Annotated in this window: 16 protein-coding genes; 10 read left to right on the forward strand and 6 right to left on the reverse strand. The window is 65.5% G+C overall.

Annotated elements, in window-relative coordinates; genetic code table 11:
• The first annotated feature begins 43 nt into the window (after nt 1-43).
• The 9 genes from AC4PTO_RS01660 to AC4PTO_RS01700 all read left to right on the forward strand — a co-directional run bounded on the left by AC4PTO_RS01660 (nt 44) and on the right by AC4PTO_RS01700 (nt 8,927).
• Nucleotides 44-1,354 (forward strand): replication-associated recombination protein A, encoded by a 1,311-nt coding sequence (locus AC4PTO_RS01660; RefSeq protein ID WP_492731281.1) that lies wholly within the window; start codon nt 44-46, stop codon nt 1,352-1,354.
• A 31-nt stretch (nt 1,355-1,385) separates the two neighbouring features.
• A complete protein-coding gene (crcB, locus tag AC4PTO_RS01665; protein WP_492731283.1) occupies nt 1,386-1,763 on the forward strand; it encodes a fluoride efflux transporter CrcB in 378 nt (125 codons plus the stop codon).
• Nucleotides 1,760-2,812, forward strand: a complete 1,053-nt coding sequence (locus tag AC4PTO_RS01670; protein ID WP_492731285.1) for an RluA family pseudouridine synthase — start codon at nt 1,760-1,762, stop codon at nt 2,810-2,812. Before crcB ends, AC4PTO_RS01670 begins: the two co-directional genes overlap by 4 nt.
• Entirely contained in the window at nt 2,812-3,477 is a 666-nt protein-coding gene (locus AC4PTO_RS01675; protein ID WP_492731287.1) for an HAD-IA family hydrolase, read from the forward strand. Before AC4PTO_RS01670 ends, AC4PTO_RS01675 begins: the two co-directional genes overlap by 1 nt.
• Nucleotides 3,474-4,190: an ATP12 family chaperone protein gene (locus tag AC4PTO_RS01680; protein WP_492731289.1), complete on the forward strand. Its 717-nt coding sequence runs from the start codon at nt 3,474-3,476 to the stop codon at nt 4,188-4,190. The genes AC4PTO_RS01675 and AC4PTO_RS01680 overlap by 4 nt, the downstream gene beginning before the upstream one ends.
• A gap of 199 nt (nt 4,191-4,389) precedes the next feature.
• The gene (locus AC4PTO_RS01685; RefSeq protein ID WP_492731291.1) at nt 4,390-5,406 is read left to right on the forward strand and encodes an amino acid ABC transporter substrate-binding protein; all 1,017 of its coding nucleotides are present in this window, start codon (nt 4,390-4,392) and stop codon (nt 5,404-5,406) included.
• Between the two features lie 138 nt (nt 5,407-5,544).
• Nucleotides 5,545-6,807, forward strand: coding sequence for an amino acid ABC transporter permease (locus tag AC4PTO_RS01690; RefSeq protein WP_492731293.1), 1,263 nt, complete (start codon nt 5,545-5,547; stop codon nt 6,805-6,807).
• 1 nt (nt 6,808) lies between these two features.
• Complete coding sequence (locus AC4PTO_RS01695; protein WP_492731294.1) at nt 6,809-8,125, forward strand: amino acid ABC transporter permease; 1,317 nt, start codon at nt 6,809-6,811, stop codon at nt 8,123-8,125.
• Between the two features lie 10 nt (nt 8,126-8,135).
• Nucleotides 8,136-8,927, forward strand: coding sequence for an amino acid ABC transporter ATP-binding protein (locus AC4PTO_RS01700; protein ID WP_492731296.1), 792 nt, complete (start codon nt 8,136-8,138; stop codon nt 8,925-8,927).
• Nucleotides 8,928-9,010: 83 nt separating this feature from the next.
• Here AC4PTO_RS01700 and AC4PTO_RS01705 read toward each other — a convergent pair whose 3' ends face one another.
• Genes AC4PTO_RS01705 through argB form a run of 3 tightly spaced genes read right to left on the reverse strand, consistent with a single transcriptional unit; the run spans nt 9,011 to nt 11,054 of the window.
• Nucleotides 9,011-9,529, reverse strand: coding sequence for a SixA phosphatase family protein (locus tag AC4PTO_RS01705; RefSeq protein WP_492731298.1), 519 nt, complete (start codon nt 9,527-9,529; stop codon nt 9,011-9,013).
• On the reverse strand, nt 9,526-10,179 hold the full coding sequence (locus tag AC4PTO_RS01710; protein ID WP_492731300.1) for a ferredoxin: 654 nt from the start codon (nt 10,177-10,179) through the stop codon (nt 9,526-9,528). Before AC4PTO_RS01710 ends, AC4PTO_RS01705 begins: the two co-directional genes overlap by 4 nt.
• Nucleotides 10,176-11,054 carry an acetylglutamate kinase gene (gene argB / locus AC4PTO_RS01715; protein WP_492733495.1) on the reverse strand — a complete coding sequence of 293 codons (879 nt, stop codon included), beginning with the start codon at nt 11,052-11,054 and terminating at the stop codon, nt 10,176-10,178. The genes AC4PTO_RS01710 and argB overlap by 4 nt, the downstream gene beginning before the upstream one ends.
• A 142-nt stretch (nt 11,055-11,196) precedes the next feature.
• Between argB and AC4PTO_RS01720 the strand changes: the two genes are divergently transcribed.
• Nucleotides 11,197-11,931, forward strand: a complete 735-nt coding sequence (locus AC4PTO_RS01720; protein WP_492731301.1) for an SDR family NAD(P)-dependent oxidoreductase — start codon at nt 11,197-11,199, stop codon at nt 11,929-11,931.
• Between the two features lie 8 nt (nt 11,932-11,939).
• On the opposite strand, the gene yihA is transcribed toward AC4PTO_RS01720, so the two are convergent.
• The 3 genes from yihA to AC4PTO_RS01735 form a co-directional block, all read right to left on the reverse strand.
• Nucleotides 11,940-12,590: a ribosome biogenesis GTP-binding protein YihA/YsxC gene (yihA, locus tag AC4PTO_RS01725; protein ID WP_492731302.1), complete on the reverse strand. Its 651-nt coding sequence runs from the start codon at nt 12,588-12,590 to the stop codon at nt 11,940-11,942.
• Between the two features lie 89 nt (nt 12,591-12,679).
• Nucleotides 12,680-14,515 (reverse strand): membrane protein insertase YidC, encoded by a 1,836-nt coding sequence (yidC, locus tag AC4PTO_RS01730; protein ID WP_492731303.1) that lies wholly within the window; start codon nt 14,513-14,515, stop codon nt 12,680-12,682.
• A gap of 188 nt (nt 14,516-14,703) precedes the next feature.
• Nucleotides 14,704-16,239, reverse strand: coding sequence for an EAL domain-containing protein (locus AC4PTO_RS01735; RefSeq protein ID WP_492731305.1), 1,536 nt, complete (start codon nt 16,237-16,239; stop codon nt 14,704-14,706).
• Between the last annotated feature and the right edge of the window lie 62 nt (nt 16,240-16,301).

A 16,301-nucleotide genomic window follows, 5' to 3' on the forward strand; every position in this document is an offset into this window, starting at 1 on the left:
GGCCGGGGCTTTCCCGGTCGCTTCGGTGGCGCTAGGAAGGGGTATGACGGACCTGTTCGACATGTCGCCCTCTTCTGCCCGGCCCGAGGCCCCGCGCCCGCTGGCCGACCGGATACGCCCGCAGCGCCTGTCCGATGTGATCGGGCAGGCCCATGTGCTTGGCCCTGATGGGCCGCTTGGCGCGATGCTGACGGCGGGGTCTCTGTCGTCGCTGATCCTGTGGGGGCCGCCGGGCGTGGGCAAGACCACGATCGCGCGGCTTCTGGCGGATGGCACCGATCGCGCCTTCATCCAGATCTCGGCGATCTTCACCGGCGTTCCCGAGCTGCGCAAGGTGTTCGAGGCGGCAAAACTGCGCCAAACCCAAGGGCGGGGTACCCTGCTGTTCGTGGACGAGATCCACCGCTTCAACAAGGCCCAGCAGGACAGTTTCCTGCCGCATATGGAGGATGGCACCATCCTTCTTGTCGGCGCCACGACCGAGAATCCGAGTTTCGAGCTGAACGCCGCCCTTCTCAGCCGTGCGCAGGTCATCGTGCTGGAGCGGCTGGACCTTGCGGATCTGGAACGCCTTGCGCAGCGCGCCGAGAAGGTGCTGGACCGCCCCCTGCCGCTCAGGGCGCCGGCACGCGAGGCGCTGCTGGAAATGGCAGATGGCGATGGCCGCGCGCTTCTGAACCTGATCGAGCAGGTGATGGCGTGGAAGGTGGCCGAGCCCCTCGATACCGAGGCGCTTGGCCAGCGGCTGATGCGCCGCGCGGCGAAATACGACAAGTCGGGGGACGAGCATTACAACCTGATCTCGGCGCTGCACAAATCGGTGCGCGGCTCTGACCCGGATGCGGCGCTTTACTGGTATGCGCGCATGCTCGAAGGGGGCGAGGATCCGCGCTATCTTGCGCGGCGGCTGGTGCGCATGGCGGTCGAGGATATCGGGTTGGCCGATCCGCAGGCGCAGACCCAGTGCCTGCACGCATGGGAAACCTATGAACGCCTTGGCAGCCCGGAAGGGGAACTGGCGCTTGCGCAGGCGGTGATCTACCTCGCGCTCGCGCCCAAGTCGAATGCGGGATATGTGGCCTACAAGGCGGCCCGCGCCGAGGCGCGCCGCACCGGGTCCGAACCCCCGCCCAAGCACATCCTGAACGCGCCCACCAGGCTCATGTCCGAGCAGGGCTATGGCGCGGGCTATGCCTATGACCACGATGCCGAGGACGGGTTTTCGGGCCAGAACTACTTTCCCGAAACGATGCGCCGCCCGGTCCTTTACCAGCCTGTCGAGCGCGGCTTTGAGCGCGAGTTGAAAAAGCGCCTCGAATGGTTCGCGCGCCTGCGGGAGAAGCGCGGCGGTTGACTTTGCCCCCGTGGCGCGCAAAGGAAGCCGGATGATCCAGACCCTTCTTGGCGTGGCGCTTGGCGGCGCATTGGGCGCATCCGCGCGGTATCTTGTTAACGTGGCGATGCCGCGCCTGCTTGGCCATGGATTTCCCTATGCCACGATGGTGGTGAATATCGCGGGCTCGGCGCTGATGGGGGCTCTGGTGGTGGTTCTGGCGCAGAAGTCCGGCACGCGCTTCGCGCCCTTCCTGATGACGGGAGTGCTGGGGGGATTCACCACCTTCTCGGCCTTCTCGCTTGACGCGATCAGCCTGTGGGAACGCGGGCAGGGAACGGCGGCGTTCGTCTATGTCGCGGGGTCGGTGCTGCTGTCGCTGGCCGCGCTTTTTGCCGGCATGATGCTGGCGCGGGGGTGGTTCGCATGAGTGCTGTGCAGATCCTGAAAGTGACCGAGGCCGAGGGCGAGCAGCGCCTTGACCGCTGGCTGAAGCGCCGCTTTCCGCAGGTCACCCAGGGGGCCGTGGAAAAGATGTGCCGCACCGGGCAGTTGCGCGTCGATGGTGGCCGGGTCAAGGCCAATACCCGCGTGGCGCCGGGCCAGGAGGTGCGCGTGCCGCCCCTGCCCGAGGTTGCCCTGCCGCGCAGCGCCGAACGGCGCGCGCGGATCTCCATCTCTGCCGCCGATGAAAAGATGATCCAGGGCTGCGTGCTTTGGAAGGACGAGCATATCATCGCGCTGAACAAGCCCCCCGGATTGCCCAGCCAGGGCGGCTCGGGGCAGGGGGACCGGCATGTCGACGGGCTGCTCGATGCGCTGAAATTCGGCTACAAGGATCGGCCGAAGATGGTGCACCGGCTGGACAAGGATACGTCGGGCGTGCTGCTGATCGCGCGCACGGACCGTATCGCGCGCCACCTGTCCGAGGCGTTCCGGCAAAAGACCACGCGCAAGATCTATTGGGCGGCCGTCGCCGGCGTGCCCAGCCCCAGGATGGGCACCGTGCGCTTTGGGCTGATGAAGGCGCCGGGCCATGGCCGCGGGGGCGAGGGCGAGAAGATGATCTGCATCCATCCCGCCAAGATGAACGACCACCCCGAGGCCAAGCGCGCCACCACCGATTACGCCGTGCTGGACGCGCTTGGCTCGCGCGCGGCATGGATGGCGCTGGTGCCGATCACCGGGCGCACGCATCAGCTGCGCGCCCATATGGCCGAGCTTGGTCACCCGATTGCGGGGGATGGCAAATATGGCGGCAGCAGCCAGGAAAACCTGGGCGATGGCTGGGGTGCGCAACTGGGCGGAGAGATCAGCCGCAAGCTGCACCTGCATGCCCGCCAGATCAGCTTCGACCATCCGATCACCCGGCGGCGAATCACCGTCACCGCCCCCTTGCCCGATCATATGAAGCGCACCTGGAAGACGCTTGGCTGGAACGAGGCCGACGTGCCCGCCGATCCGTTCGAGGACGCGTGATGAAGCTTGTCGTCTTCGATGTGGATGGCACCATCTCGGACAGCCAGACGCAGATCCAGCACGCCATGGCGCTTGGCTTCGAGGCGGTGGGCCTGCCCGCCCCCTCGCGCGCGGAGACGTTGTCCATCGTGGGGCTGTCGCTTCCGGTTGCCGTGGCGCGCCTTGCGCCCGGACACGAGGCCGCGACCCATGCCGCCATCGTCGAAGGCTACAAGGCCAGTTATTTCACCCACCGCGCCGCAAGCCCTGCGCCGCTTTATCCCGGTGCGCGGGACTGCCTGATGCGGCTGGCCGCGCGGGACGATCTTCTGCTGGGGGTGGCAACCGGAAAATCGCGCCGGGGCCTGAATGCGCTGATCGTGCATCACGGGCTCGAAGGGATCTTCGTCACCATGCAGGTCGCCGACGATCACCCCTCGAAGCCGCATCCCTCGATGCTGCTTGAGGCGATCGCCGAAACCGGCAGCCGGCCCGCCGAAGCCCTCATGATCGGCGATACGAGCTATGATATCGAGATGGCGGCGGCGGCAGGCATCGCCTCGGTCGGGGTGGCCTGGGGCTATCATCCGGTAGCCGATCTGCGCGCGGCGGGGGCGGCCATCATCGCCACGGATTTTGCGGCGCTCGATGCCGCGGTCGACGCTTTCCTTGGGGGGCACGCATGAGCGGCTGGACTGCCAAACGTTTCTGGACGAAGGCCGATGTGGCCGAAATCGACGCGGGCTTTTCCGTCGTGCTGGACGGGCGTCCGGTCAGGACCCCGGCCAAGGCGCCGCTGGCCGTGCCGACCCGCGCCCTTGCCCTGGCGATCGCGGCCGAATGGGATGCGCAGACCGGGAAGGTCGATCCGGTCAGCATGCCGCTGACGCGCGCGGCGAATGCCGCCATCGACAAGGTGCGCGCGCAAAGGGCCGAGGTGGCGCAGATGATCGCCGATTACGGCGGCACCGACCTGCTGTGCTACCGCGCCGAGGCCCCCGAAGAGCTTGTGGCGCGGCAGGCGGCGGCCTGGGATCCGTGGCTCGACTGGGCCGGGACGGCACTTGAGGCGCCCCTGCGGGTGACGGCGGGCGTGATCCCGGTCGAGCAGCCCGCTAAGGCGCGGGCCGCGCTTTCGGCGGCGGTTCATGCTCTGGATGAATTCGATCTGGCGGCGCTTCACGATCTTGTGGCGATGACCGGTTCGCTTGTTCTGGGGCTGGCGGTGGCGCGCGGCCGGCTGAGCGCCGATGCCGCCTGGGCGTTGTCTCGAATCGACGAGGACTGGCAGATCGAGCAATGGGGCGAGGACGAAGAGGCCGCCGGACACGCCGCGATCAAGAAGGCCGCGCTTGGCAATGCCGCGCGGTTCTGGTCGCTGCTGCATGCGGCTGCCTAACAAAGTTACCCCAAAGGCGCCGCGGGAACAGTTTCCGTTCGCGGGCGGGCGTGAACCTTGCGTCAAGCCACTGGCCCCTTGACGCAATCCCCGCGCCGTCCCACACTTCGCCCACTGGGGATGAACCTCAAAACGCTAACAGGCTTGAAAGCCGTTAAGAACTGCCCTGCACAGGGCAGCAACTCAGGAAGAGGTAAACATGACGAAATCCGTATTCTTTGGCACGCTGACCGCTGTCGGTCTTGCCGCAGGGATCGCATCGGCCGCGACGCTTGACGATGTCAAGGCACGGGGCGAGCTGAACTGCGGTGTGAACACCGGCCTTGTCGGTTTTGCCGCGCCCGATGCCAACGGTAACTGGTCGGGTTTTGACGTTGCCGTCTGCAAGGCGGTCGCGGCGGCGGTCCTTGGTGACCCGGCCAAGGTCAAATATGTCCCGACCACGGGCCAGACGCGCTTTACCGCGCTGTCCTCGGGCGAGATCGACGTGCTGTCGCGCAACTCTACCTGGACCTTCTCGCGCGATACCGACCTCAAGCTCGATTTCGTGGGTGTGAACTACTATGACGGCCAGGGCTTCATGGTCCGCAAGGATCTGGGCGTTACCTCGGCCAAGGAACTTGATGGCGCCACGATCTGCATCCAGACCGGCACCACGACCGAGCTCAACCTCGCCGATTACTTCAAGGCGAACAACATGAGCTATCAGCCCATCGCGATCGATACCAACGCGGAAGGCGAACAGCAGTATCTGGCGGGCGCCTGCGACGCCTACACCACCGACGCTTCGGGCCTTGCCGCAACCCGCGCGGCCTTCGCGGACCCGGAAAACCACATCATTCTTCCCGAGATCATCTCGAAAGAACCGCTTGGACCGGCCGTGCGCCATGGCGACAGCGAATGGGGCGATATCGTCCGCTGGACGCTGAACGCGCTGATCGCCGCCGAGGAATACGGCGTGACCTCGGCCAATATCGATGAGCTGTCCAAGGGCACCGACAACCCCGAAATCAACCGTCTTCTGGGTGTCGAGGGTGAACTTGGTGCGATGATCGGCCTGAGCAACGACTGGGCCAAGAACGCCATCAAGGCCAGCGGCAACTATGGCGAGATCTTCGCCGCGACGATTGGTGAATCCACTCCGATCGGTCTGGCGCGCGGTCTGAACGCGCAATGGACCCAAGGCGGCCTGCTTTACGCACCGCCGTTCCGTTGATCTGAACAGGGCCGGCGCGCGGGAATGGCGCGCCGGCCCATTCCACCCACAGGGGGTATCCCCGGACGCGAGAGGGGCCGATGCGGTCCCGAAGATACGGCAAAAGCCGACGGCGCATCCGGGATCAGGGGATAAAATATGGCGATGGTATCGGAGCCGCCGAAACAGGGTTTTCGGCTAAGTCAGTTGATTTATGATACGCGGTATCGGTCACTGACCATTCAAGTCATTGTGTTCATGTTGTTCATGGCCGGCGCAGGCTGGCTGGTGGATAACACGGTCCGCAATCTTCAGGCACTGGGCAAGGATTTCAACTTCGGGTTCCTGTGGAACCGCGCGGGCTATGATATCGCCCAGACCCTTGTGCCCTACACCAATGACAGCACGCATGCGCGCGCGTTGCTTGTGGGCTTGCTCAACACGCTGTGGATCTCGTTTCTGGGCTGCATCGCGGCGACGGTGATCGGGGTCTTCGTGGGCGTGCTGCGGCTTTCGCGCAACTGGCTCGTGTCGCGGCTGATGACGATCTATGTCGAGGTGTTCCGCAACGTGCCGCTCTTGCTGTGGATCCTCGTGTTCCTTGCGCTGTTCACGGAGACGATGCCCGCGCCCAACGCCTACCGCGTCAACGCGGAGACCGGCGAGGCACAGGAAAGCCTGTTTCTGGGTCTGATCGCACCGACGAACCGCTATACCGCGATCCCGTCGGCCGAGTTCTCACGTTCCTTGGGGGCAATCGACACGGCGCTTGCGCCTATCTCGTTGAACGCACTTTTGATCCTAGCGGTCATCGTCGGGTCGGTTTTTGCCAACCGCTGGCTTCTGAACCGCGCCCGCCTGATCCAGGAAAAGACGGGGGCGAGGCCGGTGACATGGTGGCAATCGCTTCTGGTGCTGCTGGGACCGTTGGCCGCGGTGCTGGTTGCGCTTGGCTTTCATGTCAGCATTCCCGAACTCAAGGGATTCAACTTTGCTGGCGGTGTGAATGTTACCAACGCCTTCGTGGTGCTGTGGCTGGCGCTGTCGCTTTACACCGGCGCCTTCATCGCCGAGATCGTCCGCGCCGGGGTTCTGGCCATCTCGAAAGGGCAGACCGAGGCGGCCTTCGCGCTTGGCCTCAGGCCGCGGCGCACGATGAGCCTCGTGATCCTGCCGCAGGCCCTGCGGGTGATTATCCCGCCGCTGATCTCGCAGTTCCTCAACCTCACGAAGAACTCTTCGCTGGCCATCGCGGTCGGCTACATGGACCTGCGGGGCACGCTTGGCGGTATCACGCTGAACCAGACCGGACGAGAGCTTGAGGCGATCCTGCTGATGATGCTGATCTATCTTGCGATCTCGCTGATTATCTCGGGCGGCATGAATATCTACAATTCCCGTGTGAAGCTAAAGGAGCGGTGAGATGAGCGATACCCATGCCCAGACCGTCGCTTATGTCCGCGACACGATGCTGCCCGAACAGCCCGCGCCCGCAACCGAGGCCGGTGCGATCAAATGGCTGCGCGAGAACCTTTTCTCGGGGCCGCTGAACACTTTCCTGACCATCGCGGGCGTGCTGGTCGTCTATGCCATGGTCTCGCATTACTTCGCGTGGTTTGCCCATTCGGTGTGGAATGCCAACTCGCTGGCCGAATGCCGCACGATCATCACCGAGAGGTGGGGCGAGGGTGCGACAGGGGCCTGCTGGTCGGTGATCCGCGAACGCTGGCACCAATATCTGTTCGGCTTCTACCCGCCCGAGCTTTACTGGCGCCCGATCCTCGTTTTCGTGCTGTTGTTCGTGGCACTTGCCCCGGTGCTGTTCCAGGGCTTCGCGCGCCAGTTGCTGCTGTTCTCGGTGTTCTATCCCTTCCTTGCGATCTGGCTTTTGTGGGGCGGTTCGATCTGGCCGGAAGTGATGATCATCCTTGGTGCCGTGGCCGGATATGTCGCGTTCCGCGTCATCGAGCCAAGGGGCGACACCCTGGCCATCATCTGCGGGATCCTGGTCACCATCCTGTTCTGGGCGTGGCTGTCGGGGCCGTTGTCGGGGATGATACAATCTGTACTTCCGTTCCGGATCACCCCGGTTTCGTCCGAGAAATTTGGCGGCTTCCTCCTGGCGGTGACGTTGGGGGTGGGTGGCATCGTGATGTCGTTGCCTTTGGGGATCATGCTGGCGCTTGGGCGTCAGTCGGACATGTTCCTTATCAAGACGCTGTCCGTATGCTTCATCGAGTTCATCCGGGGCGTGCCCCTGATCACGCTTTTGTTCGTGGCCAGCCTTCTGCTGAACTATTTCCTCCCGCCGGGAACCAATTTCGACATCATCCTGCGGGTGATGATCCTGGTGACGCTGTTCGCCGCCGCCTATATCGCCGAGGTCATCCGCGGCGGTCTGGCCGCCCTGCCGCGCGGCCAGTATGAGGCCGCGGATGCGCTGGGGCTGGATTACTGGAAGGCGCAGCGGCTGATCATCCTGCCGCAGGCGCTCAAGATCTCGATCCCGGGCATCGTGTCGACCTTCATCGGCATGTTCAAGGATACCACGCTGGTGGTGTTCGTGGGCCTGTTCGATCCGCTCAAGGGCATTTCCGACTTCGTGCGCGCCGATTTCGCGTGGAAGGGCATCTACTGGGAGCCCTACATCTTTGTCGGCGCCATCTTCTTCCTCTTCAACTTCAGCATGTCGCGGTACTCGATGTATCTCGAGAACAAGCTGAAGCGTGACCATCGATAAGGAGTCCGCCATGTCGGAACCGAAACTCGACCGAACCATCGACCGTAGCCACATGACGGTAAGCGACGAGGTCGCGATCCAGATCAGCAACATGAACAAGTGGTATGGCACCTTCCATGTGCTGCGCGACATCGACCTGACCGTGAACCGGGGCGAGCGGATCGTCATCGCCGGCCCGTCCGGCTCGGGCAAGTCGACGCTGATCCGGTGCATCAACCGCCTGGAAGAGCATCAGGCGGGCCAGATCATCGTCGACGGGACCGAGCTCAGCTCGGATCTCAAGAATATCGACAAGGTGCGTTCGGAAGTGGGGATGGTGTTTCAGCACTTCAACCTGTTCCCGCATCTGACGATCCTCGAGAACTGCACGCTGGCGCCGATCTGGGTGCGCAAGGTGCCCAAGAGGGAAGCCGAGGAAACCGCGATGCATTTCCTTGAAAAGGTGAAGATCCCCGAGCAGGCGCTGAAATATCCCGGCCAGCTTTCGGGCGGCCAGCAGCAGCGGGTGGCGATCGCCCGGTCCCTGTGCATGCGCCCGCGCATCATGCTGTTTGACGAGCCGACCTCGGCGCTGGATCCCGAGATGATCAAGGAAGTGCTCGACACGATGATCGAGCTGGCCGAAGAGGGGATGACGATGCTGTGCGTGACCCACGAGATGGGCTTTGCCCAGGCCGTGGCGAACCGCGTGATCTTCATGGACCAGGGGCAGATCGTGGAGCAGAACGAGCCCTACGAGTTCTTCAACAACCCCCAGTCGGAGCGCACCAAGCTGTTCCTGAGCCAGATCCTGGGCCACTGATCCGGGCCAGGCGGGGGCGCTGCCCCCGCACCCCCGGGATATCTATGCGAAGATGAAGGGGGGGCCGGCAGGCCCCTTTTTCATTATCCGCGCCGGGTGGGGGTGAAGAAGTCGAGCATCGAGCCCTGGCCGGGTTGTAGATCCGCCCAGTCCGCGATCTGGAAATCGACGATCAGTGTCGCGCAGGTCGGATAGCGGCGGAAATCCGGGCCGAGCGGTGGCCGGGCGGGCAGTGCCGCGGCCAGTTCGGCGATACCGGGATTGTGGCCGATCAGCATGACGGTGGGGGCGCCGGCCTTGCGGATCTCGGCCAGCATGGCCTCGGGGGAGGCGTGATAGAGGCTGTCGAGATAGTGCACCTCGGGGCGGGTCTCGATGACGGCCGAGGCGACGCCGGCCCAGGTTTCGCGGGTGCGCAGGGCGGTGGAGCAGAGCACCTCTTCGGGTTCGAGGCCGCGCGAGGCGAGAAAGTCGCCCAGCTCGCAGGCGGCCGCGCGGCCGCGCGCGTTGAGCGGGCGGTCATGGTCCTGCATCAGCGGGTCGTCCCAGGACGATTTCGCGTGGCGCGTGAGGATCAGTCGGCGGTGTCCCGTGGGTGTCATCTGTGAAAATGCCTCATATGCCAAGCGGATTGCCCGGCCAGCCTGCCATAAGAGGCGCTGAGCGGGCAAGCGCGGCGGGCAAGGCAGCCGGAATTAAGACAATTTTCGCCGCCCGGCGTGTCGAGCCACGCATGGCAGGCCGCGAGATCATAGCGGCCGGCCGTGATCGCCCCGGCGGGGCAGGCCGCAAGGCAAGGCGCCGGGCAGTCGGTGCAGGGTGCGGGGGCGGCTGCGGGGGGATCGGGCGGGGCGGGGACAGGAAGGGCGATCCCGCCGCGATAGGACGCCATGAGACCCATGCGGTCATGCACCAGAAGCTGCATCGGGGATTTCCATGCCTGTCCCGAACGCAGCGCCCAGGCGAAGAACGGGTGCCACGGCGGCCCGCCGAAGGGAAAGACCGCCATGCCGCCGACCTCGGCCGCAAGGGCCTCGATCGTGCGGCGGGACCAGCGGTCCAGCGGGTCGGGCGCGCCGTCGCGGAACTCGGGGCTGGCCTCGACATGGGGCCAGAAGCCGGGCTCGTCGGGCGACAGGAGCGCGAGCGTGCCAAAGCGGAGCGGAAGCCCGTCTGCCTCGGTCAGGCCGACCACGCCCGACACGAAAAGCCGACAGGCGCGGGCCGCCTGCGCAAGCGCGTCGGGGGTCATGGGGTGCGCGGCGTCACGCGCGGCGGGGTGGAGCGGATCAGGCTGCCCGCGCCGTGATCGGTGAAAAGCTCCAGCAGGCAAGCGTTGGAGACCCGGCCATCCAGGATGACGACGGCGCGAACCCCGTCTTCCAGCGCCTTCAGGGCGGTTTCCGTCTTGGGGATCATGCCGCCCGCGATGGTGCCATCGGAGATCATCGCGCGAACCTCCTCGGGGGTCATCTGGGTGACGATCTCGCCGTCCTTGTTCTTGACGCCCGCCACATCGGTCAGCAGCAAAAGCCGGTCCGCCTTGAGCGCGCCGGCGATGGCGCCCGCGGCGGTGTCGCCGTTCACGTTGAAGGTTTCGTTATCGGCCATGCCGGTGGCCACGGGGGCGATCACCGGGATGATGCCCGCATTGTAGAGATCGCGGATCACCTGGACATTCATCTCGACCGGCCGGCCGACGAAACCCAGTTCGGGGTCGTCCGCCTCGCAGACCATCATGTCGTCATCCTTGCCCGAGATGCCGACAGCCCGCCCGCCCTGATCGTTGATCGCCTGCACGATGCGCTTGTTCACCAGACCCGAGAGGACCATTTCCACCACCTCGACGGTGGGTTTGTCGGTTACGCGCTTGCCGCGCACCCAGTCGGACTTGATGCCCAGCTTGCCCAGCAGGTCGTTGATCATCGGCCCGCCGCCATGCACCACCACCGGGTTCATGCCAACCTGACGCATCAGCACGATATCGCGGGCGAATTCGGCCATGGCCTCTTCGTCGCCCATGGCGTTGCCGCCGAATTTCACGACGACGACGGCGCCGGTATAGCGTTGCAGATAGGGCAGCGCCTCTGACAGGGTGCGGGCCGTGGCGATCCAGTCTCGGTTCATGTTCTGCTTTCTCATCGTCTGTCCCCGGGGCATGCGATCGCAAGTGTTACGGGCATTCCGGCGCTCTGCCAAGCCCCGGTGGGGCATTGCAACTGCCGTGCAAACGGCTAGCCTGCCGGGAAACCGGAGAAAGAGGCACCCGATGGCGGACGAACGAAAGACCCTGCTTCTGACAGGGGCAAGCCGGGGGATCGGCCACGCCACGGTAAAGCGATTCGCGCGTGAAGGCTGGCGCATCCTGACCTGCTCGCGCCAGCCCTTCCCCGAGCAATGCCCCTGGGGCGGCGGGCGCGAGGATCACATCGTCATCGACCTGGGCGATCCCGGCCGCACGATCGCGGCCATCGACGAGATCCGCGCCCGCGTGGGGGGCAAGCTGCATGCGCTGGTGAACAATGCCGGGATTTCGCCCAAGGCGCCGGGCGGGGGGCGGCTCAACACGCTCGAGACCGACCTGAGCACCTGGGGGCAGGTGTTCCACGTCAATTTCTTCGCTTCGATCGTGCTGGCGCGGGGGCTGAAGGACGAACTTTCGGCGGCGCAGGGGGCGGTCGTGAATGTCACCTCGATCGCCGGATCGCGGGTGCACCCTTTCGCCGGGGCGGCCTATGCGACATCGAAGGCCGCGCTCAAGGCGCTGACGCGCGAGATGGCGCATGATTTCGGCCCGCTGGGCGTGCGCGTGAACGCGATCGCGCCGGGGGAGATCGAAACCTCTATCCTGTCGCCGGGAACGGAAAAGATCGTCGAGGGCCTGCCGCTGCGCCGGCTGGGCCAGCCGCGCGAGGTGGCCGATGTGATCTGGTTCCTGTGTTCGGATGCCTCAAGCTATGTCACGGGAACGGAGATTGAGGTGAATGCCGGCCAGCACGTCTGAGGCGGTGTTCAGACCAGCGTGGCGATGATTGCGCGCAGGGTCTCGATCCCGTCGCCCTTTTCCGACGAGGTCACGACGATTTCGGGATAGGCTGCGGGGTGTTTGGCAAGCGCGCCCATCACCTGGGCCACGGCCTTGTCGCGGTCGGCCTTGCCGACCTTGTCGGCCTTGGTCATGACGACCTGAAAGGTCACGGCGGAGCGGTCCAGAAGCGTCAGGATTTCCTCGTCCACGTCCTTGACCCCGTGGCGCGTGTCGATCAGCACGAAGGCGCGGCGCAGCGTGGCGCGCCCCGACAGGTAGGATTTCAGAAGCTTCTGCCATTTCGCCACCACCGCGACCGGCGCCTGGGCAAAGCCATAGCCGGGCAGGTCGACCAGATAGGGGCCGCTTTCGGTTGTGAAGAAGTTGATCTCTTGCGTGCGGCCGGGCGTGTTCGAGGCGCGGGCAAGGTTCCTGCGGTTGGTCAGCGCATTGATGAGCGAGGATTTCCCCACATTCGAGCGCCCGGCAAAGCAGACCTCAATCCGGTCGGCCGGGGGCAGGCCCGACATGGCGACGACGCCCTTGAGAAACTCCACCGGGGCCGCGAACATCAGCCGGCCGCGTTCGCGGGTGGGGGCGTCCGGTTCCGGGGCGAGGGTGAATTGCATCTGCATCGAAGCTCTCCGGGCTTGCGTTCAAATGGCGCGCCGCGCGCCTCTGGTTAGGGGCGCGCGGCGTGAGGGTCGGGCAGATCGGCGCCCGGTCACTTCTTCGGCTTGTCCGCCGCCTTTGTGCCGCGCTTGAATCCGGCGCGGATATTGCCGAACAGGTCGGGCCGTTTGCCGTGCATCGACATGATCGCATATTGCTGGATGAAGGTGATCGTGTTGTTCGCAATCCAGTAGAGCACGAGGCCCGAGGCGAAGCCGCCCAGCATGAACATGAAGACCCAGGGCATCCAGGCAAAGATCATCGCCTGGGTCTGATCCGTGGGCGCGGGGTTCAGCTTTTGCTGGAACCACATCGAGATGCCCAGAAGGATCGGCAGCACGCCAAGCGAGAAGATGAAGAAGATTGACCCCTGCTCGGGCGTGGCGAAGGGCAGAAGGCCGAAAAGGTTCAGGATCGAGGACGGATCGGGGGCCGAAAGGTCCTTGATCCACGCGATCCAGGGGGCGTGATACAGCTCGATCGTGACGTAGATCACCTTGTAGAGCGAGAAGAAGATCGGGATCTGCAACAGGATCGGCAGGCATCCCGAGGCAGGGTTGACCTTCTCGCGCTTGTAAAGCGACATCATCTCCTGCTGCATCTTGGCGCGGTCGTCGCCCGCCCGCTCTTTCAGGGCTTCCATCTCGGGCTGAAGCTCTTTCATCTTCGCCATCGAGATGTAGGATTTCCGCGCGAGCGGGAAGACGAGCAGCTTGATCACGAAGGTCAGCGCGATGATCGCCCAGCCCATGTTGCCGATCACCCCGTGCAGCCAGTGCAGAAGGCGGAACATCGGCTTGGTCAGGAAATAGAACCAGCCCCAGTCGATCGAATCCACGAAACCCTGGATGCCGGTATCGTCCTGATAACGCTTGATCGCTTCCCATTCCTTGGCGCCGGCGAACAGCATGGTCGTGGCTTGTGCGTTCGCGCCGGGGGCCACCTCCATCACCGGCAGGCGCGTCTCGGTCTGGTAGATGTCGGCGCCCGTGACGTATTTCAGCGCCGAGGTGAAGCCCTGCCCCGGGGCCGGGGCCAGCGTGGTCATCCAGTATTTGTCGGTAAAGCCGGTCCAGCCGTTTTCGGCCGCGCTCTGGATGTCGGCCTGGCCTTCGCCCTCGACCGTGTCGAGATCGGCGATGTCCTTGTAGTCGACCTCTTGCAGCTTGCCGTCCGTCATGCGCACCGCGCCTTCGTGCAGGACATAGACGCGCTGCGTGTCGGGGATGCCGTGGCGGGCGATGATGCCGTAGGGGGCAAGCCGCGCGGCGGCCGCGCCGGTATTCTCGACCGACTGGGTGACGGTGAACAGGTAGTCCTTGTCGACCGAAATCTCGCGCCGGAAGACCAGCCCCGCGCCGTTGTCCCATTCCAGCGTGACCGGCGCATCGGGCGCCAGCGTGCCGCCGGCGGCCTGTGTCCAGACCGTCCTGGGGCCGGGGACAAGCGCGGGGTCAAGCCCGCCTGCGGGAACCCAGCCGTAGACCGCGTAATAGGGCATGTCGGCGTTCAGTTCGGTATTGCCCGTCGGGGCAAGCAGGCGCACCAGCGGCGCCCCCTCCTCCAGAGAGACCTTGTATTTCTTCAGCGACAGATCGTCGATCCGGCCGCCAAGCAGCGACAGCGAGCCCGTCAGGTTCGGCGTTTCGATCCGGATCCGCGGCGCTTGCGCGATTTCGGAGGCATCGGCCGCACCCGCGCCCGCCGCCGGACCCGTGGTGGTGGCGGTTTCCGGCGCGGCGGCGGGCGCCTCGGCGGTTTGCGAAACGCTGGCCGGATCGGTTGCGGGCGGCACGGGTTCCGGGGGGGCAAAGAAGGTGTACCAGACCAGGATCACCAGAAAGGAGAGCACGGTCGCAAAGATGAGGTTCTTGTTCTGATCGTCCATGAGGGGGGGTCCACCAACCTGTCCTGGGTTGGGGGAGGTTCAACAGAAGGGGGGCCGAAAGGTCAAGCGGTTTTCCCCCGATCCCCGGTGAAAGGGGGCGGTTTCTTTGGCCGGGGCGGGCAAAGCCTGCCTGTCCCGCCGCCCTGTCCGGCGCGGGCCCGTCGGCGGGGTTGCCGGCCTGCGCGGCATCACCCCTCGGCGCGGCGCGACAGTTCGGGTGTGTGGTTCAGTTTCTCGTGATGGCGCTCAAGCCAGCCGAAGCAGTCCTGCAATGCCATCGGGGGCGCGATGGCGCGGCCCAGCACATGGCGGCAGCCCAGTTGCGACAGCATGGCATGTTCGGCGATGCTTCCGACATTCCCGGCCACGGTCTCAAGCCCCATGCCTTCGGCCAAAGAGATGACGGCGGCGATCAGGCGCTGTTGCGCGGCATCGCAATCGACCGCGCGCACAAGCGACGGGTCGATGCGCAGGCGTGGCGCGCCCAGGCGGCGCAGCCGGTTCACCGAAAGCGGACTGTCCCCGAAGCCGGCAAGATCGAGCCCGCAGCCAAGCGCCGCGCAGGCGTCAAGGTTGCGCGCAACGATTCCCTCGGGCTCATGCGCGAGAATCTCCATCGGCAGGGCCAGGCGGATGTGGGGGGCCGGGATGTGAAAGCGGTCCAGATCCCAATGCAGGCGGCTGATGAATTTCGGGTCCTCCATCAGGGTTTCGGCGACGGGCAGGCAGAAGACCGCTTCCTGCGCGCCATTGCGGCCAAGGGCGGTATGGGCATGAACGGCGGCTTGCAGCATCCGTTCGAACAGGCGGTCCTGTGCACCGGCGACACGGACCAAGGCGGCAAGCTCCGGACCCGCAAGGGGGGCGCCTTCGGGTCCGGTCCAGCTGCCGAGGATGTCAAAGCCTGACACCGTGCCGGTATCGGTCGAGATCTGCGGCTGGAACAGCCATTCGACCTGCCCGGCCTCAAGCGCATGGGCGATGTCCTGCGCCTCCGCCCCCTGGGCCGGTTCCGGCCGATGCGATGCGGGGCTGAAGGCGCGGATCGCGCCCGCGCCGCTGCGCCGTGCCTCCTCGGCCGCGGTTTCGGCGGCTGCCATCAGGGTATCGGCCCCGGCATCGGGCAACTGATGCATCAGGCAAAAGCCGATATACACGTCCACATGGACCGTCTGCACCGCAACGGACAGGGGCGCCTCGGCCGCCGCCTGCAGGCGTGCGCAAAGCTGGATCAGCCCCTCAAGATCAAGCCGGGGCGTGGGCGACAGCAGGATCGCAAAGCGGGCACCGTCAAGCCGCGCCACGCGATCCTCTTCGCGCAGCGCGCCATGCAGGCGGTCCGCGATCCGGCGCATCACCTCGGCCATACGGTCCGGACCGAGCCTGTGGGTAAGGGTCTGCGCATCGTCCAGCCCCAGCACGAGGCAGGCGGTGTTGCGCCCGGTCGCGGCGGCCTGCCGGAGGCGGCGCGACAGGATCCGCGTGGCTTCCGCGCGCAAGGGCAGGCCGGTGGCGCCATCCGCATCGCCGCTGGTCGTGCCAAGCGGCCGTGACATCCAGCCCACAAGAAGCGCGGTGGCCCCGATCAGCGCCATGGCCTCCAGCCCGAACCAGAGCCCGGCAAGCGCGATGGCGGGCAAAAACATCACCATCTCGCGCCGCAGCAGGATCGGGCCCGCCGCCCGCGCCCCCATCTTTCCGAACCGTGTCATCCGCCAGGCCATCCCGCATCCCCCTGCATCCCGCCGGGCACATGCCCGCCGGGGTCACGCTAGCGGCCAAGGGT

The organism is Rhodobacter maritimus (assembly GCF_058747975.1).